17 protein-coding genes are annotated in these 18,153 nt (G+C 59.6%); 9 read left to right on the plus strand and 8 right to left on the minus strand.

Annotated features, from left to right (window positions below):
* Positions 1 to 171: 171 nt before the first annotated feature.
* The 3 genes from AC07XZ_RS07635 to AC07XZ_RS07645 all read left to right on the plus strand — a co-directional run bounded on the left by AC07XZ_RS07635 (position 172) and on the right by AC07XZ_RS07645 (position 2,864).
* Positions 172 to 1,608 (plus strand): cytochrome ubiquinol oxidase subunit I, encoded by a 1,437-nt coding sequence (locus AC07XZ_RS07635; RefSeq protein WP_102686333.1) that lies wholly within the window; start codon positions 172 to 174, stop codon positions 1,606 to 1,608.
* Between the two features lie 3 nt (positions 1,609 to 1,611).
* A complete protein-coding gene (gene cydB, locus AC07XZ_RS07640; RefSeq protein ID WP_085747696.1) occupies positions 1,612 to 2,619 on the plus strand; it encodes a cytochrome d ubiquinol oxidase subunit II in 1,008 nt (335 codons plus the stop codon).
* Between the two features lie 77 nt (positions 2,620 to 2,696).
* The gene (locus tag AC07XZ_RS07645; protein ID WP_007950992.1) at positions 2,697 to 2,864 is read left to right on the plus strand and encodes a DUF2474 domain-containing protein; all 168 of its coding nucleotides are present in this window, start codon (positions 2,697 to 2,699) and stop codon (positions 2,862 to 2,864) included.
* Positions 2,865 to 2,934: 70 nt separating this feature from the next.
* On the opposite strand, the gene AC07XZ_RS07650 is transcribed toward AC07XZ_RS07645, so the two are convergent.
* Both AC07XZ_RS07650 and AC07XZ_RS07655 read right to left on the minus strand, forming a co-directional pair.
* A complete protein-coding gene (locus AC07XZ_RS07650) occupies positions 2,935 to 4,059 on the minus strand; it encodes a methyltransferase (protein ID WP_102686332.1) in 1,125 nt (374 codons plus the stop codon).
* Positions 4,060 to 4,234: 175 nt separating this feature from the next.
* Complete coding sequence (locus AC07XZ_RS07655; RefSeq protein WP_102686331.1) at positions 4,235 to 4,942, minus strand: LuxR C-terminal-related transcriptional regulator; 708 nt, start codon at positions 4,940 to 4,942, stop codon at positions 4,235 to 4,237.
* A gap of 305 nt (positions 4,943 to 5,247) precedes the next feature.
* Here AC07XZ_RS07655 and AC07XZ_RS07660 point away from each other — a divergent pair, with 305 nt between their 5' ends.
* Positions 5,248 to 6,024 carry a ferredoxin--NADP reductase gene (locus AC07XZ_RS07660; RefSeq protein ID WP_085747699.1) on the plus strand — a complete coding sequence of 259 codons (777 nt, stop codon included), beginning with the start codon at positions 5,248 to 5,250 and terminating at the stop codon, positions 6,022 to 6,024.
* Between the two features lie 32 nt (positions 6,025 to 6,056).
* On the opposite strand, the gene mscL is transcribed toward AC07XZ_RS07660, so the two are convergent.
* Positions 6,057 to 6,470: a large-conductance mechanosensitive channel protein MscL gene (mscL, locus tag AC07XZ_RS07665; protein WP_085608712.1), complete on the minus strand. Its 414-nt coding sequence runs from the start codon at positions 6,468 to 6,470 to the stop codon at positions 6,057 to 6,059.
* 286 nt (positions 6,471 to 6,756) lie between these two features.
* On the opposite strand from mscL, the gene katB reads away from it, so the two are divergent.
* Both katB and radA read left to right on the plus strand, forming a co-directional pair.
* Positions 6,757 to 8,295: a catalase KatB gene (katB, locus tag AC07XZ_RS07670; RefSeq protein WP_102686330.1), complete on the plus strand. Its 1,539-nt coding sequence runs from the start codon at positions 6,757 to 6,759 to the stop codon at positions 8,293 to 8,295.
* Positions 8,296 to 8,438: 143 nt separating this feature from the next.
* Positions 8,439 to 9,806 (plus strand): DNA repair protein RadA, encoded by a 1,368-nt coding sequence (gene radA, locus AC07XZ_RS07675; protein WP_007950985.1) that lies wholly within the window; start codon positions 8,439 to 8,441, stop codon positions 9,804 to 9,806.
* Here radA and AC07XZ_RS07680 read toward each other — a convergent pair whose 3' ends face one another.
* Positions 9,807 to 10,175 (minus strand): PilZ domain-containing protein, encoded by a 369-nt coding sequence (locus tag AC07XZ_RS07680; protein ID WP_085608710.1) that lies wholly within the window; start codon positions 10,173 to 10,175, stop codon positions 9,807 to 9,809. It lies immediately after the preceding gene.
* Between the two features lie 159 nt (positions 10,176 to 10,334).
* Between AC07XZ_RS07680 and AC07XZ_RS07685 the strand changes: the two genes are divergently transcribed.
* The 3 genes from AC07XZ_RS07685 (at position 10,335) to yjiA (ending at position 13,674) form a co-directional block, all read left to right on the plus strand.
* Entirely contained in the window at positions 10,335 to 12,401 is a 2,067-nt protein-coding gene (locus AC07XZ_RS07685; RefSeq protein WP_007950983.1) for a carbon starvation CstA family protein, read from the plus strand.
* Between the two features lie 15 nt (positions 12,402 to 12,416).
* A complete protein-coding gene (locus tag AC07XZ_RS07690) occupies positions 12,417 to 12,614 on the plus strand; it encodes a YbdD/YjiX family protein (RefSeq protein ID WP_003228401.1) in 198 nt (65 codons plus the stop codon).
* An 88-nt stretch (positions 12,615 to 12,702) separates the two neighbouring features.
* Positions 12,703 to 13,674 carry a GTPase gene (gene yjiA / locus AC07XZ_RS07695; RefSeq protein ID WP_045121631.1) on the plus strand — a complete coding sequence of 324 codons (972 nt, stop codon included), beginning with the start codon at positions 12,703 to 12,705 and terminating at the stop codon, positions 13,672 to 13,674.
* Positions 13,675 to 13,687: 13 nt separating this feature from the next.
* Here yjiA and AC07XZ_RS07700 read toward each other — a convergent pair whose 3' ends face one another.
* The 4 genes from AC07XZ_RS07700 to glyA form a co-directional block, all read right to left on the minus strand.
* A complete protein-coding gene (locus AC07XZ_RS07700) occupies positions 13,688 to 14,383 on the minus strand; it encodes a GntR family transcriptional regulator (RefSeq protein WP_102686329.1) in 696 nt (231 codons plus the stop codon).
* 24 nt (positions 14,384 to 14,407) lie between these two features.
* Positions 14,408 to 15,112, minus strand: coding sequence for a FadR/GntR family transcriptional regulator (locus tag AC07XZ_RS07705; RefSeq protein ID WP_102686328.1), 705 nt, complete (start codon positions 15,110 to 15,112; stop codon positions 14,408 to 14,410).
* Between the two features lie 49 nt (positions 15,113 to 15,161).
* Complete coding sequence (locus tag AC07XZ_RS07710) at positions 15,162 to 16,475, minus strand: C4-dicarboxylate transporter DctA (RefSeq protein ID WP_085747703.1); 1,314 nt, start codon at positions 16,473 to 16,475, stop codon at positions 15,162 to 15,164.
* 276 nt (positions 16,476 to 16,751) lie between these two features.
* Positions 16,752 to 18,005, minus strand: a complete 1,254-nt coding sequence (gene glyA, locus AC07XZ_RS07715; protein ID WP_007950978.1) for a serine hydroxymethyltransferase — start codon at positions 18,003 to 18,005, stop codon at positions 16,752 to 16,754.
* Positions 18,006 to 18,153 lie beyond the last annotated feature (148 nt).

An 18,153-nucleotide genomic window follows, 5' to 3' on the forward strand; every position in this document is an offset into this window, starting at 1 on the left:
TGATCCAGATCAAGACCCATTGCGGAACTGATCCGTGACCCGTTGGCAGACTCCCTGCGTCGCGATGCCTGTAAAAAGAAGAACGAATCCGAGTTCGCCGCACTCCATACCCGTGGGGGCAGTGGTCCAAGGCCGCCAGTCTTGGAACCGTTATCTGATAGAGGAAAGCTTATGTTCGGTTTAGAGGCCCTGGATCTCGCCCGAATTCAGTTCGCGTTCACCATCTCGTTCCACATCCTGTTCCCGGCGATCACCATCGGTCTTGCGAGCTATCTCGCGGTGCTGGAAGGCCTGTGGCTGAAAACCGGCAACGACACCTACCGTGACCTCTACCATTTCTGGTCGAAGATCTTTGCCGTCAACTTCGGCATGGGCGTGGTCTCGGGACTGGTCATGGCCTACCAGTTCGGCACCAACTGGAGTCGCTTCTCGGACTTCGCCGGTTCCGTCACCGGCCCGTTGCTGACGTATGAAGTGCTTACGGCGTTCTTCCTCGAAGCCGGTTTCCTTGGCGTGATGCTGTTCGGCTGGAACAAGGTCGGGCGCAAGCTGCACTTTTTCTCCACGGTAATGGTGGCCATTGGCACGCTGATTTCGACCTTCTGGATTCTCGCCTCCAACAGCTGGATGCAGACGCCGCAGGGCTTTGAAATCGTCAACGGTCAGGTCATTCCAACCGACTGGCTGGCAATCATCTTCAACCCGTCGTTCCCGTATCGCCTGATGCACATGGCGACGGCGGCGTTCGTCGCGACGGCTTTCTTCGTCGGCTCGTCGGCGGCCTGGCACTTGCTGCGCGGCAAGGACAATCCGGCGATTCGCACCATGCTGTCGATGGCGATGTGGATGGCGCTGATCGTTGCGCCGATTCAGGCAGTCATCGGTGACTTCCACGGCCTCAACACCCTCAAGCATCAGCCGGCGAAAATCGCCGCGATCGAAGGCCACTGGGAAAACCATGGCAACGAAGCGACGCCGCTGATCCTGTTCGGCTGGCCGGACATGAAGGAAGAGAAAACCAAGTATGCGGTCGAGATCCCGTACCTCGGCAGCCTGATCCTGACGCACTCGCTGGACAAGCAAGTCCCGGCGCTCAAGGAATTCCCACCGGAAGACCGGCCGAATTCGACCATCGTGTTCTGGTCGTTCCGGATCATGGTCGGCCTCGGCTTCCTGATGATCTTCACCGGCCTCTGGAGCCTGTGGCTGCGCAAGCGCGACACGCTCTACACCTCGCGGCCGTTCCTGTACCTGGCGCTGTGGATGGGGCCGTCCGGTCTGATCGCGATCCTGGCGGGCTGGTTCACCACTGAAATCGGTCGTCAGCCATGGGTGGTCTACGGGCTGATGCGCACGGCGGATGCATCGTCCAACCACAGTTTCATGCAGATGAGCATCACGCTGATCATGTTCGTGGTGGTGTATTTCGCGCTGTTCGGTGCGGGTCTGGGCTACATGATGCGTCTGGTGCGCAAAGGGCCGAAGACCGACGAAGGCAAGGAAACCAACGACGGTGGTCCTGGCCAGAAACGCACGCCGGCCCGTCCGTTGTCCGCTGCCGACGACGATGGCGCCGAACACGACCGCAGCCTGACCAAGGAGATTTGAGTCATGGGTATTGATCTTCCGCTGATCTGGGCCGTGATCATCATCTTCGGGATCATGATGTACGTGGTCATGGACGGTTTCGACCTGGGGATCGGGATTCTCTTCCCGTTCATCCCAGGCAAAGTCGACCGTGACGTGATGATGAACACCGTCGCCCCGGTATGGGACGGCAATGAAACCTGGCTGGTACTGGGCGGCGCTGCGTTGTTCGGTGCGTTCCCGCTGGCCTATTCGGTGGTGCTGTCGGCGCTGTACCTGCCGTTGATCTTCATGCTGATCGGGCTGATTTTCCGCGGCGTGGCGTTCGAGTTCCGCTTCAAGGCCAAGGACGACAAGCGTCACCTGTGGGACAAGGCGTTCATTGGTGGTTCGGTGGCCGCGACGTTCTTCCAGGGTGTGGCACTTGGTGCGTTCATCGACGGCTTGCCCGTGGTCAACCGGCAATACGCCGGCGGCTCACTGGACTGGCTGACGCCGTTCACGCTGTTCTGCGGCGCCGCGCTGGTGGTGGCGTATGCCTTGCTCGGCTGTACCTGGCTGATCATGAAGACCGAAGGCAAGCTTCAGGAACAGATGCATGACCTGGCGCGTCCTCTGGCCTTCGTGCTGTTGGCGGTGATCGGTGTCGTCAGTCTGTGGACGCCGCTGGCCCATCCGGAAATTGCGACGCGCTGGTTCAGCATGCCGAATCTGTTCTGGTTCATGCCGGTGCCGATTCTGGTGCTGGTGACGATGTACGGTCTGATTCGCGCGGTGGCACGTAATGCCAACTACATGCCGTTCCTGCTGACCTTGGTGCTGATCTTCCTCGGCTACAGCGGTCTGGGCATCAGCCTGTGGCCGAACATCGTGCCGCCGTCGATCTCGATCTGGGACGCCGCCGCACCGCCGCAAAGCCAAGGCTTCATGCTGGTGGGCACGCTGTTCATCATCCCGTTCATCCTGGGTTACACCTTCTGGAGCTACTACGTGTTCCGCGGCAAGGTGACCCACGAAGACGGTTATCACTAAGCAAAAACCTGTGGGAGCGAGCTTGCTCGCGATGGCGTCGGGAGCGGCGCCATCCATCTTGAAGAGGTTTAAAGAAAATGACTGGCAAACATTCCCTGCACGACATTGAAGAAGCCGAAAAAAAGCCGCTGTGGCAGCGGCTCGGCTGGTTGGCCATGATCTGGGTCGGCAGCGTCGGTGCTTTGTTCATCGTCGCCAGCCTGATGCGCATGTTCATGAACGCCGCAGGTCTGACCACGCACTGAGACTTCCCATCCCGCTGCCTTGCGGCACGGATTTTTGACCCTCCGACCGGAGGGTTTTTTTTTGCCCGGATTATTTGCGCGCCTTGAGGATCACGAACTTCGGCGTAGCCGCGACTTGCTCGACACCGCGGAACAGTCGCGCCAGTTTGCTGTGATAGCCCAGGTGACGGTTGCCGACGATGTACAGCGCGCCACCTACCACCAGCGCTTCGCGGGCCTGCTGGAACATGCGCCAGGCAAGGAAATCGCCGACCACCTGTTGCTGGTGGAATGGCGGGTTGCACAAGACTACGTCCAGCGATTGCGCTTCCTGGCCGGCCAGACCGTCGCCGGCGCGCACGATCACTTCACGTTCACCCAGCGCCGCGCGCCAGTTTTCGGCCGCCGATTGCACGGCCATGAACGATTCATCCAACAGCGTGTAATGCGCGTCGGGGTTTTGCAGGGCGCTGGCGATGGCCAGTACGCCGTTGCCGCAGCCGAGGTCTGCGACTCGTGCCGAACCGAGGTTTTTCGGCAGGTGCGGAAGGAAGGCGCGGGTGCCGATGTCCAGCCCTTCACGGCAGAACACGTTCGCGTGGTTGAGCAGTTCGATGGCTGGCTCGTCGAGGCGATAGCGGGTCGGGTAGGGCGAGACGGCGGGTGTCTTGGCCTCGGGCGTGGCGATCAGCAATCGGGCCTTTTTCACAGCCAGCGAAGCCTGAACCGGGCCGATGTAGCGTTCCAGCAGGTCACCTGCGGCACGAGGCAAATGCTTGACCATCGCCGCTGCTACCACCTGAGCGCCGGGTGCCAATTGACCCTGCAAGCGAATCAGTTGTTCTTCCAGGAGTGCCAGGGTTTTCGGGATGCGGATCAGCACCCGGTCGAACGGCCCGACCAAGGGCTCGCTGGCGGGAATACCGCGCAGCGCATCGAATGCCTGACCGTTACGCAGCAGGTTCTTTTCCAGCCCCTGAAACGCCAGGAACGAATCACCGCTGGTGCTGACCTGCACCTTGCCCGAGAGGCTGATGGCCAATGCGCCGAAACTGTCGTTGAGCACCAATACTCGGGTATTCGCCGGCAGATTCTGTTCGGCCAGATGATTGAGCAGGTATTCGTCGGCCGCATCGAAGGCTTGCAGCGGTTCGTTCTGCTGTTCGGGCTGGCGGATCAGATCAAGCTGGGCGAAGGGCGTATCGAGCAAAGGCATGGGGCGGGGACTCTGGGTAATCGATGGATGTCCCGCGGCCCAGGGTGTCGTGCGGCGGAACCGACCGAGTGGACAGCGGCGTGAATGCTCACGACATCACTCAGGAAGGCTGCAAATGGTACGTTTTTTTTGTTGGTAATACTCGTCTGATTTCAGTGCAGTGGAAGAGGGCGGCCTAGAGATATCCGGCCTTGGCGGCGGCGATGACGGCTGACATCTTGTTGCAGGCGTTGAATTTGGTGATCAGGTTCTTGGTGTGATAGTTCACGGTGCTTTCAGCGATATTCAGGATCCGGCCGATTTCCCAGGATGTTTTGCCAAGGGCGCACAGCCTTACGATTTCAAGCTCTCGAGTGGACAATCGCACAGGCGGAGGCTTGGCCAGCGTTGCCGGGCAGGCAATGAGGAACAACTCACACAAATGCTGCAAGACGTATTGCAATACGCCGTACTCGTTGTACAGCTCCAGGGCAAAAATTTCGCAGTGGGTTCGGGCCAGGCTGATTGTGCAGCACAAGTCATTTTTCTCATCGTGATATGACTGCGACCAACCATGTTCCATCCCGTGATTTTGAAGCGCACTCCACATCAGCGGAGCCTTCGAGAAGGCTTTCCTGCTCCAGAGAAACGGCAGCATGGAGCGATCGCAATAGGCTGTTATCGGGTCGTCCTTTGCGTAAGTTTTTTCGTATTCGTCGTTCCACGCCGTTGTGAAGTTATTGATATGGAACGCGTTGAATGACGGGAAGCCAGGCCGGGAAACTTTAATGCCGCAAAACTGAAAGCTGAGGTTCCTGGCAAACGTGCTCAGAATCGGAAATGCATTCTCGATTTCCTTCGCGCGCGTGATCTGTTCTATCTGGTACTCCTTCCACCTTTCCATTTGAGTGTTCTCCAAAATAATAATCCGCGGGGGGCGCCGTATTGGATCCAATGTGGTGGCACGGAGTCGAGTGTAGGACGCTTCCTACAAAAGTGTTTGGATTTTTTTGTTCTTGGTAAGTGCTCCTATTTGGAATATCTCTGAACAAGTCTTTATATGTGGGAGATCATTTAAATAATTCTGACTTCAGGTTGACTATTTTAGAGTTTTAAAACTAGTGGCACTTTGAGATTCCATCACAAACTATCGGTGTTTCATCGTGCAATTATGCGTAACAATCGAATTATTGTTGATGGAGTGAACCGATGACCGCCAGCAGCGAAAAATTCAGCCGCCAGACATTACTCGATGTGCAACCGCTGACCCCGAACCTGTTCACCCTGCGTACCACGCGGGATGCCGGTTTCCGCTTCCGCGCCGGGCAATTCGCGCGGATTGGCGTGACGCGCCCGGACGGCAGTACGGTGTGGCGCGCCTACTCGATGGTGTCTTCGCCGTTCGATGAGTTTCTCGAATTTTTTTCCATCGTAGTGCCGGGCGGTGAGTTCACCAGCGAACTGAGCCGGCTGAAAGCAGGGGATACCTTGCTGATCGAGCGTCAGGCCTTTGGTTATCTGACGCTGGACCGTTTTGTCGATGGTCGGGATCTCTGGCTGCTATCCACAGGTACGGGGGTGGCACCGTTTCTTTCGATCCTGCAGGACTTCGAGGTCTGGGAAAAGTTTGAGCGAATCATCCTGGTCTACAGCGTGCGGGAGGCTCGGGAACTGGCTTATCAACCGCTGATTGCCGAGCTGACTCAGCGTGACTACCTGGCTGAATATGCGCATAAATTCCAGTTCATTCCGGTGGTCACCCGCGAGCCTTATGCCGGCGCCCTCAACGGACGCATCACGACGCTGATCGAGAATGGCGAGCTGGAGAGGATGGCAGGCGTCGAGCTGACCCCGGAGCATTCGCGGGTCATGCTCTGCGGTAATCCGCAGATGATCGACGACACCCGGGCCTTGCTCAAGCAACGCGGCATGGCCTTGAGTCTGACCCGGCGCCCGGGACAGGTGGCGGTGGAAAACTACTGGTAAGAAAACGGCGCCCTCAGGCGCCGTTTCAATCTTCAAGGCCGGTTGTTCTGGGCCTTGAGCAGATCGCGGATCTCGCCCAGCAGTTCTTCTTCCTTGGTCGGTACCGGCGGCAAGGTAGGCGCCACGGCTTCTTCGCGCTTGAGGCGGTTGATGGCTTTGACGCCCATGAAAATCGCGAAGGCGACGATCACGAAGTCAAGAACGCTCTGGATGAATTTGCCGTAGGCCAGCACCACCGCAGGGGCAGTGCCCTCGGCAGCTTTCAGCGTGATGGCCAGGTCACTGAAGTCCACGCCGCCGATCAGAAGGCCGATGGGCGGCATGATCACGTCGCCGACAAACGACGAAACGATTTTGCCGAAGGCCGCGCCGATGATGATACCGACGGCCATGTCGACCACATTGCCTTTGACCGCGAAGGCCTTGAACTCGCTGAGCACGCCCATAGTTATTTCCTTGTTACAGATGAGTTTGGTGTACGCAGTGTAAATCAGCATAACGCGTCCTGCGCGTAACACCTTCTTACAAAGCCTGTTTTTATCGACACACCATTTCGCAATTAGTTTGCAAAGTGCCACTAATCGCGCGCGGAATACGCCTCAAGCCGCTGATTCCGAAGAAAAAATATTCAATCACGGCGTTGTGATCTTTCTATTTAGGTTTGGCGAATCGAGCTTCTAGCCTCTGTCTGGCGCACCTGGATGCGCCTCAAAAAAAACAGAGGAACCTGAAATGAATTCCACACTTGGCTCAGGGATTACTCCCCGTCGCACCGTTGGTGTATTGGCCGCCAGCCTGTTGACCCTTTCCGTGAATGCCGCGCCGCTGACCCGTGACAACGGTGCGGCGGTCGGCGACAACCAGAACTCGCAAACCGCCGGCGCCAACGGCCCGGTACTGTTGCAGGACGTGCAACTGATCCAGAAGCTGCAACGCTTCGACCGCGAGCGCATTCCCGAACGCGTTGTGCATGCCCGAGGCACTGGTGCCCATGGTACGTTCACTGCGACCAACGATCTGAGCGATCTGAGCAAGGCCAAGGTGTTTACCGCCGGCCAGGTCACGCCGGTGTTCGTGCGTTTCTCGGCGGTGGTTCACGGCAATCACTCTCCGGAAACCCTGCGTGACCCTCGAGGTTTCGCGACCAAGTTCTACACCGCCGACGGCAATTGGGATCTGGTGGGCAATAACTTCCCGACGTTTTTCATCCGTGATGCGATCAAGTTCCCGGACATGGTGCATGCCTTCAAGCCCGATCCTCGCACCAACCTTGACGATGACTCGCGCCGATTCGACTTCTTCTCTCATGTACCGGAAGCCACCCGTACTTTGACCGAGCTGTATTCCAACTCGGGAACCCCGGCCAGTTATCGGGAGATGGACGGCAATAGTGTGCACGCCTACAAGTTGGTCAATGCCAAAGGCGAAGTCCATTACGTGAAGTTTCACTGGAAAAGTTTGCAAGGCATCAAGAATCTCGATCCGCAACAAGTTGTGCAAGTTCAGGGCCGGGATTACAGTCACATGACTCACGATTTAGTAACAAATATTAACAAAGGTAACTTTCCCAAGTGGGACTTGTACATCCAGGTCTTGAATCCGCAAGATTTGTCCAAGTTTGATTTCGATCCTCTTGATGCAACCAAGATCTGGCCAGGTGTTCCGGAGCGAAAAGTTGGACAAATGGTCTTGAACCGCAATCCTGCTAATGTTTTCCAGGAAACCGAACAAGTGGCCATGGCTCCATCGAATGTGGTGCCAGGTATCGAGCCCTCGGAGGACCGTCTGCTGCAAGGTCGGATATTTGCCTATGCCGACACCCAGATGTATCGCCTTGGCGCCAACGCCCTGCAATTGCCGATCAATGCCGCCAAAACCGCCGTCAACAATGGCAATCAGGATGGCGCGATGAATGCCGGTGCGAGCACCTCGGGCATCAACTATGAGCCAAGCCGTCTGCAGCCGCGTGAAGAGACCCCGGCTGCGCGATACAGCCAGACCGCGCTGCAGGGCAGCACGCAACAGGCGAAGATCCAGCGCGAACAGAACTTCAAACAGGCCGGTGATCTGTATCGCTCGTTCAGCAAGAAGGAACGCCAGGATCTGATCGAAAGCTTTGGCGGTTCGCTGGCGGGCGCCGATGACGAGAGCAAGCACATCATGCTGTCCTTCCTTTATAAGGCGGATCCGGAGTACGGCGCCGGTGTGACCAAAGTGGCCAAGGGTGACCTGGATCGGGTCAAGGCCTTGGCCGCCAAACTGGTCGACTGACAGCGACCCTTTCAAGCCCCGGCAATTGCCGGGGACTGACCGGCAGCAGCGCCGTGCGTCTGGCCAGCGGAGAAATCCGTCCCGACGCGCCGCGCTGATCGACGATGGCTGCGTTATCATCGCGGTTTTTGCCGGGGGTTCAGATGGCCAAGGCCAAGCGCATGTATGGCTGCACCGAGTGCGGCGCAACCTTTCCCAAGTGGGCCGGGCAGTGCGGCGAATGCGGCGCCTGGAACACCCTGACCGAAACCATGGTCGAGAGCGGCGGTGCCGCCGCCCCGAGCGGGCGCACCGGCTGGGCCGGACAGCAGGCCCAGATCAAGACCCTGGCCGAAGTCAGCATCGAAGAGATTCCGCGTTTTTCCACAGCCTCCGGCGAGCTCGACCGAGTGCTCGGCGGTGGTCTGGTGGACGGCTCGGTGGTGCTGATCGGCGGCGATCCCGGCATCGGCAAATCGACGATCCTCTTGCAGACCCTGTGCAACCTCGCCAAGAGCATGCCGGCGCTGTACGTCACCGGCGAAGAGTCCCAGCAACAGGTCGCCATGCGCGCACGCCGCCTGGGCCTGCCGCAGGATCAACTGCGGGTCATGACCGAAACCTGCATCGAAACCATCATCGCCACCGCCCGTCAGGAAAAACCCAAGGTGATGGTGATCGACTCGATCCAGACGATCTTCACCGAGCAACTGCAGTCGGCACCGGGTGGCGTGTCCCAGGTGCGCGAGAGTGCGGCGTTGCTGGTGCGTTACGCCAAGCAAAGCGGTACGGCGATTTTTCTGGTCGGCCACGTGACCAAGGAAGGTGCGCTGGCAGGGCCTCGCGTGCTGGAGCACATGGTCGATACCGTGCTGTATTTCGAGGGCGAGTCCGACGGGCGATTGCGCCTGCTGCGGGCGGTGAAGAACCGTTTCGGCGCGGTCAACGAACTCGGCGTGTTCGGCATGACCGACAAGGGCCTGAAAGAAGTCTCCAACCCTTCGGCGATTTTTCTCACCCGCGCTCAGGAAGAAGTCCCGGGCAGCGTGGTGATGGCAACGTGGGAAGGCACCCGGCCGATGCTGGTGGAAGTCCAGGCGCTGGTGGATGACAGTCATCTGGCCAACCCGCGTCGGGTCACGCTGGGTCTGGATCAGAATCGTCTGGCGATGTTGCTGGCGGTGCTGCACCGTCACGGCGGCATTCCGACCCACGATCAGGACGTGTTCCTCAACGTGGTCGGCGGGGTGAAGGTGCTGGAAACTGCGTCCGACCTGGCGTTGATGGCCGCCGTCATGTCGAGCCTGCGTAACCGGCCGTTGCCCCATGACTTGTTGGTGTTCGGCGAAGTCGGCCTGTCCGGCGAAGTGCGCCCGGTGCCGAGCGGTCAGGAGCGATTGAAGGAAGCCGCCAAGCACGGCTTCAAGCGCGCGATCGTGCCCAAGGGCAATGCGCCGAAGGAAGCTCCGCCAGGCTTGCAGATCATTGCGGTGACACGACTGGAGCAGGCGCTGGACTCGTTGTTCGAGTGATCAGACGTCAATCAGCGCCGCGAGCTCGCGTTCCAGTTCGGTTTCGTCGGCCAGATTGAGTTCGATCAGGCGACGCAGGCGCTGAATCGACTCCAGGCTGATATGCCGACACACGAAACCGAGCTGGCCGTGATCTTCATGAGCCAGTTGCACATCCATCTCGATGTGTACGTCCTCGCTCAGATGAATATCGACGAAAAAATCCTGCTCGGAATTGCCCAGCCAGGGCTCGGGCCGCTCGATCAACAGCCCCTTGAGCGACAGATCGATCAGCTTCACCGGCCAGATGTACTCGCCCTGGCTCAATTCGGTTCGGGCATCGAACGCGATACGTTTGAAGCGGCGACGCTCGGACGGGTGCTCGCTCATGGCGCAATCCTCAGGAAGGTCAGCTGACTATAGACCCGACCGGCGGGGTGTTGCCAACGAATGGACTGTCTAGACCAATGTCGGGGTATGGCCTTTGCCGCCAACAGCGCTAAACTCGGGGTGGCTGTCTTTCTTGTCCACCCTGGCTGGAATAATAAAATGAAAAATAATAATAGCCTGCTACGCCACTTACCCTGGCTGCTGCTGGCAATCGTAGGAGCGTGCGCCCTTGGCGTAGTGGCATTGCGCCGAGGCGAGGCGATCAACGCCTTGTGGATTGTGGTCGCCGCCGTGGCCATTTATCTGGTTGCGTACCGTTACTACAGTCTGTTCATCGCTAACAATGTGATGCAACTCGATCCGCGTCGGGCCACCCCCGCCGTACTCAACAACGACGGTCTGGACTACGTTCCAACCAACAAACACATTCTCTTCGGTCACCACTTCGCGGCCATTGCCGGCGCGGGGCCGCTGGTCGGCCCGGTACTGGCGGCGCAGATGGGCTACCTGCCCGGTACGCTGTGGCTGATCGCCGGCGTGGTGCTGGCGGGCGCGGTGCAGGACTTCATGGTTCTGTTCATGTCGACCCGTCGCAACGGCCGTTCGCTGGGCGACATGGTGCGTGAAGAAATGGGCCGTATCCCCGGCACCATCGCGCTGTTCGGCTGCTTCCTGATCATGATCATCATCCTCGCGGTGCTGGCGCTGATCGTGGTGAAAGCCCTGGCTGAAAGCCCTTGGGGCATCTTCACCGTGATGGCGACCATCCCGATCGCGATGTTCATGGGCATCTACATGCGCTACATCCGTCCGGGCCGCATCGGCGAGATCTCGGTAGTCGGCGTGTTGCTGCTGCTCGGTTCGATCTGGCTGGGTGGGCAGATTGCCGCCGATCCGGTCTGGGCCAAGGCCTTCACCTTCACTGGCGTGCAGATTACCTGGATGCTGGTCGGCTACGGTTTCGTCGCCGCTTCGCTGCCGGTTTGGCTGATTCTGGCGCCGCGTGACTATCTCTCCACGTTCCTCAAGATCGGTACCATCGTCGCCCTGGCGATCGGCATCCTGGTGACCATGCCCGAGCTGAAAATGCCGGCCCTGACCCAGTTCGTCGACGGCACTGGTCCGGTGTGGAAGGGCGGTCTGTTCCCGTTCCTGTTCATCACCATTGCTTGCGGTGCGGTATCGGGTTTCCACGCGCTGATCTCTTCCGGGACCACGCCGAAACTGCTGGATAACGAAACCAACGCCCGTTACATCGGTTACGGCGGGATGCTGATGGAATCGTTCGTGGCCATTATGGCCATGGTCGCTGCCTCGGTGATCGAGCCAGGCGTGTACTTCGCCATGAACAGCCCGGCCGCCGTGGTCGGCGGTGATGTGGTGTCCGTGGCAACTGCGGTCAGCAACTGGGGCTTTGCAATTACCCCGGAAGCCCTGCAAGCCGTGGCGCATGACATCGGTGAAACCACCATCCTGGCCCGTGCCGGTGGTGCGCCGACCCTGGCGGTCGGTATCGCGCAGATCCTGCACAGTGTGCTGCCGGGTGAAAACACCATGGCGTTCTGGTACCACTTCGCGATCCTGTTCGAAGCGCTGTTCATCCTGACCGCAGTCGATGCCGGCACCCGTGCCGGTCGCTTCATGCTGCAGGACCTGCTCGGCTCCTTCGTACCGGCGCTGAAACGCACCGAATCCTGGTCCGCCAACCTGATCGCCACCGCCGGTTGTGTCGCGATGTGGGGCTGGTTGCTATATCAGGGCGTGGTCGATCCACTGGGCGGTATCAACACCTTGTGGCCGCTGTTCGGCATCTCCAACCAGATGCTTGCCGGTATCGCGCTGATGCTCGGCACCGTGGTCCTGATCAAGATGAAGCGCCAGCGCTACATCTGGGTCACCCTGCTGCCGGCCACCTGGCTGCTGATCTGCACCACGACCGCTGGCTTCATCAAGCTGTTCGACGCCAACCCGGCGATCGGCTTCCTGTCGCTGGCCAAGAAGTACAGCGATGCACTGGCCAATGGTCAGGTGCTGGCGCCGGCGAAAAGCGTCGAGCAGATGCAGCACGTGATCTTCAACGCCTACACCAACGCTACATTGACCGCGCTGTTCCTGTTCGTGGTATTCAGCATCCTGTTCTATGCGCTCAAGGTCGGCATCGCTGCCTGGGGCAAAAAAGAGCGTACGGATAAAGAATCGCCATTCCAGGCCCTGCCGGACGCGTAACCAGAGGATTGCAGCATGTTCAATGACCTGAGTCGCCTCGGTAAATACCTCGGTCAGGCCGCGCGCCTGATGGTCGGCATGCCCGACTACGACACCTACGTCGAGCATATGCAGACCAAACACCCGGACAAACCGGTGATGAGCTACGAGATGTTCTTTCGCGAACGTCAGGAAGCCCGTTACGGTGGCAAGGGTGGGCCGAAGTGCTGCTGAGCCGCTGATCGTGGTTCAGCAGAGATAGGTGGGAGCAGGTCTTTCGGCCTGCTCCCATTTTTATTTGTGCAATTGAAGGAGATCGAGTTTGTCTTCTCCCATCCCGGTCACGGTGCTCAGCGGTTTCCTCGGCGCCGGCAAGACCACCTTGCTGCGCCATCTGTTGAAAGCCGAGCACGGCCTGAAAATCGCCGTGATCGAAAACGAATTCAGCGACGCCGGCATCGACACCCAATTGCTGGGCGACGAGCCGGTGCAAGTCATGACCCTGGCCAACGGCTGCGTCTGCTGCACCATCCACACCGATTTGACCAAGGCCTTGTACCTGCTGCTTGAACGACTGGACAGCGGCGAAATCGCCTTCGATCGGCTGGTCATCGAATGCACCGGCCTGGCCGACCCGGCTCCGGTGGCGCAGACTTTTTTCATCGACGAAGAACTGCGCGAACGTTATCTGCTCGACGGCATCATCACCCTCGTCGACGCCGCTCACGCCGAACTGCACCTGACCCAGACCATCGCCCAGGCGCAGATCGGTTTTGCCGACCGCTTGCTGGTGAGCAAGACCGATCTGGTGGACGAGGCTGCGTTCACCGCGCTTAGCGAACGCCTGACTCGCATCAACCGCCGTGCACCGATCCGCGTGGTCGAGCACGGCAACATCGATCTGGCCGAATTGCTCGATGTGCGCGGTTTCAACCTGAATGCCGATCTCGGCGGCGGGGTGAGTCTGCGGCCGGTGAGCAAGGCGCCATCCATCGACCGGATTTCCAGTCTGGTGCTGCGTACCGATCAGCCGCTGGATATCGATCAGCTCAGCGAATTCATGAATGAACTGTTGGAAGAGCACGGCAAGCAATTGCTGCGCTACAAAGGTGTGTTGAACATTGCGGGTGAAGATCGGCGGCTGGTGTTCCAGGGCGTGCTGAAACTCTACGGCTTCGACTGGGATACCGAGTGGGCCGAGGGCGAGGCGCGGGAAAGCGTGATCGTGTTTATCGCCGACGATTTGCCGGAAGAGAAAATCCGGGCGGGTTTTGCCAAGGTGGCGGCGAACTGAGTCCGCCGCGCTTTCAGTGAGTGGAGCCGCTGAGAATCGTCTGCTCCAGGTGATCCAGATGACGGTTCATCAGCGACACCGCCTCGGCAGCGTCATCACGCTCGATCGCCTCGACGATCCGGGCGTGATCCTGCCAGCCGCAACAGCTGTGCGTGGTTTCTGTGCATCGCGCAATCGCCAGTGAGGTCAGCGGCACCAACGTGCCGAGAAAATGCGCCAACGGTGCATTCCGCGCCATTTTCGCTACCTGCAAATGAAACTCCCCGGACAAGCGAATCGCCGCCCCGCGCCGATCTTTATCCACAGCCTGACGCTCCCGTTCGATCAACGCTCGCAGGCGCTTCAGATCTTCAGCCTGCGCATGCTGACAAGCCAATCGCACCAGCGTGTTCTCGGCCAGACGCCGGGCGTGCAGGGCCTGACGTGTCTGCTCGGCATCCGGCGCAGCCACTCGTGGTCGATGGTTGGCCCGCAGTACGATGATCTGTTCGTGGGACAGTTGAGTCAGCACCCGACGCACATCGGCGCGGCTGACGCCGAACATCTGCTTGAGACTTTCTTCGGTGAAACGGCTGGCGGCATCGATACGCTGTTCGAGAATCGCGTCGAACAGGCGCGGATACAGGTCGTCCACCGGCGCGTGCAGGCGGGAGAAGGGCAGGGCCGCCGAGGTCGAGCGAGGGTGCGATGGCGTGGCAAGGCTGTTCATGGCCGGTCTCCAGTGTGAGGCGTTTCAGTGACTCAGGTTGTCATCCGGAATATTCAGCTCGATACCCATCCGCTGGCCTTCACGCAAAATGTGCCGGCGCATTTCGGCGCTGGCCTGGGCGCTGTTCTTGCTGCGGATCGCGCGCACCACGGCTTCGTTTTCCTCAAGGCGTTCGGCCAGGTGCTCCGGCGAATTGCGCAGCACTTCGGCGCTTTGCTTGAGGGCGTTGCTGGTCTGTTGCACCACGCTCTGGAAAATCGGGTTCGAGGTCAGGGTGAACAGCTCCTCGTGGAACGCGATGTAGGCGCTGACCCCGGCCTCGCTGTCACCCGCTTCGAGGGCTTCGCGCATGTCCATCAGGGTCAGGCGCAACTGCCCGACTTCCTTGCTGCTGATCGACTGCGCTACCAGACCGACAATGAACGGTTCGAGGGTGTAGCGCAGTTGCAGCACGTCTTCGAGGCTTGCGCCGGCCACTGCGCTGTCGTGGCTTTGAGTGTCACTGGCCTGCGCGTCGAGCACCACCACGCCTTTGCCCGGCATCGAGCGCACCAGACCGAGGGTTTCCAGCACGATCACCGCTTCACGCAGGCTCGGGCGGCTGATGCCCAGTTGCTCGGCCAGCTCGCGCTGCCCCGGTAGCATCTCGCCGGAGCGCCACTGGCCACGGGCCAGCGCGGCCCGGAGTTTTTCCACCACTGAGTTGACGACGGTTGATGTAGTAATCACGTGTTCGCTCCATGAGCCGAGCCTGCATTGGCGCAGGCACGGCGCTCATTCAGAATTCTTTGGCCGCCGCTTGAGCGACCGTTTTTCTCGGCTGAAAGTTATAGCCCTGCTCGCCGTTGAGCACCTTGTTCGCCCGCTGCACGTCGATGTCCTTTTCCCAGCGGGCGATGGCCACGGTGGCGACGCAGTTGCCGATCAGGTTGGTCAGCGCGCGACCGATGCCCATGAACCAGTCCACCGCCAGCACCAGCACCAGACCGACCACCGGAATCGCCGGGATGGCCGTCAGCGTGGCCGCGAGAATCACGAGCGCCGACCCCGGAATGCCGTGGGCACCTTTGGAGGTAATCAGCGACACCAGCAAAATAGTCAGCAGATCGGTCATGGCCAGCGGCGTACCGGTAGCGTTGGCAATGAATACGATGGCCAGGGTCAGGTAGATCGAAAAACCGTCGAGGTTGAACGAGTAACCGGTGGGAATCACCAGCCCGACGGTCGAGCTGCCGATGCCCAGATGTTCAAGCTTGCGCATGATCTGCGGCAGCACGGCGTCGGAGGAGGCGGTGCCCATGACGATCAGCAGTTCTTCGCGCAGGTACTTGAGCAGCGGCCACATGCGCAGACCGGAGGCACGCATCACCAGACCCAGAATCACGCTGACGAAAGCGATGCAGGTCAGGTAGAACAAACCGACCAGACTGCCCAGGTGTTGCAGCGAATCCAGGCCATATTTGCTGGTGGTGAAGGCGATGGCGCCGAACACGCCGATTGGTGCCAGACGCACGATCATGCCCATGATCCGGAAGATCACGTGGCTGAGCTCGTTGATCAGCCGCGAGATCCCGGAAGCCGCTTCGCCCACCAGATTCAACGCGCTGCCGAACAGCACCGAGAACAGCAGCACTTGTAGAATGTTGTTGTCGGCAAAGGCGCCGAGTACCGAGGTCGGGATCAGGTCCATCAGGAACTGGGTGGTGGTGTGCATGTGCTGGCCGCGTTCGGCGATGTCGCCCATGTCGGCGGCGGACAGCTGCTCCAGATGGATGTTGGCGCCGCTGCCGATCCCGGTGGTGAAGGCGAACACCAGACCGATCACCAGGGCGATGGTGGTCAGCACTTCGAAGTAGATCACCGACTTGAGGCCGATGCGCCCGACCTTCTTCAGGTCGCCGGCGCCGCTGATGCCGCTGACCACCACGCAGAACACGATCAGGCCGATGAGCATCTTGATCAGTTTGATGAAACCGTCGCCGAGCGGTTTGAGCTGGGCCGAGTATTCAGGAAGGGTCAGCCCGCAGACGATGCCGAGCACCAGTCCGAGAACCACTTGGAGGAAGATTGAACGCGAGCACCATCTGAGCATGGGAGGAATCCTGGTCGGTGTCCTGGCTGCCGTGCGCGGGGCGCATCAGATTCAGGACTTAATTATTGTGGTCTTACCGGTATGTCCAGTGCGGGTGCAGTCTAGGCGCGGTTTTTTAGGGATCGCAAGTGAAAAATGACGAATTGGCATGACCGGTCTGACCAGTTGGGCGCCAAGCCCCGACCTTGAGCTATTCGCAGTCCGAAACTTTTTTGCGGGCGAAAAAAAACCGGCCATCACTGGCCGGTTTTTCATGCTGCGGTTTTACCGTCGCAATTAAGCGCCGTATACCGGCAGTTTCTTGCAGATGGCTTTGACTTTTTCACGAACGGCGTCGATCACCGCTTCGTTGTTCAGGTCAGCCAGGATGTCGCAGATCCAGCCAGCCAGCTCTTTGCACTCAGCCTCTTTGAAGCCGCGAGTGGTCACAGCCGGAGTACCGAAGCGCAGACCGGAGGTGACGAACGGGGAGCGTGGGTCGTTTGGCACGGAGTTCTTGTTCACGGTGATGAACGCTTTGCCCAGAGCGGCGTCGGCGTCTTTACCGGAGATTTCCTGCTTGATCAGCGACAGCAGGAACAGGTGGTTTTCAGTACCGCCCGAAACCACGTCGAAACCGCGCTCGATGAACACGCCGGCCATGGCCTGGGCGTTTTTCACCACTTGTTGCTGGTAAGCCTTGAACTCCGGCTGCAGTGCTTCCTTGAAGCAGATCGCTTTGGCGGCGATCACGTGCTCCAGCGGGCCGCCCTGGGCGCCCGGGAATACGGCGGAGTTCAGCTTCTTCTCGATGTCGGCGTTGGCTTTGGCCAGGATCAGGCCACCACGTGGACCGCGCAGGGTCTTGTGGGTGGTGGTGGTCACGACGTCAGCGAACGGAACCGGGTTCGGGTAGACGCCAGCGGCGACCAGACCGGCTACGTGAGCCATGTCGACGAACAGGTAGGCGCCAACCTTGTCGGCGATGGCGCGGAAGCGCGGGAAGTCGAGGATCTGCGAGTAGGCAGAGAAACCGGCCACGATCATTTTCGGCTTGTGTTCAACCGCCAGACGCTCGACTTCGTCGTAGTCGATCAGGCCGTTGGCGTCGATGCCGTACTGGATGGCGTTGTACAGCTTGCCGGAGGAGGAAACGCTGGCGCCGTGGGTCAGGTGACCGCCGTGAGCCAGGCTCATGCCCAGGATGGTGTCACCGGCCGACAGCAGGGCCAGGTAGACAGCGGCGTTGGCTTGGGAACCTGCGTGCGGCTGAACGTTGGCGTAGTCGGCGCCGAACAGTTCCTTGGCGCGGTCGATGGCCAGTTGCTCAACGACGTCGACGTACTCGCAACCACCGTAGTAGCGCTTGCCCGGGTAGCCTTCGGCGTACTTGTTGGTCAGTACCGAGCCTTGAGCTTCCATCACCGCTGGGCTGGTGTAGTTCTCCGAAGCGATCAGCTCGATGTGTTCTTCCTGGCGCTGGGCTTCTTGCTCCATGGCGGCAAAAAGATCGGCGTCGTACTTGGCAATAGTCAAATCACGGCTGAACATGGCGGTCCTCAAGGATCGGGGGCAGAAAAGGGGGGCATTCTAACCCATCGGGTTTTGGATGGCATATGAAACGACATCATGTCGCAGACAAGTGGCGTTCATGACCAGATATGTGGCGTCCGTGCCGGCCTTCGCTGACCAGCCGGTT

It is taken from the genome of Pseudomonas sp. GW458-11-26-14-LB4, assembly GCF_059423925.1.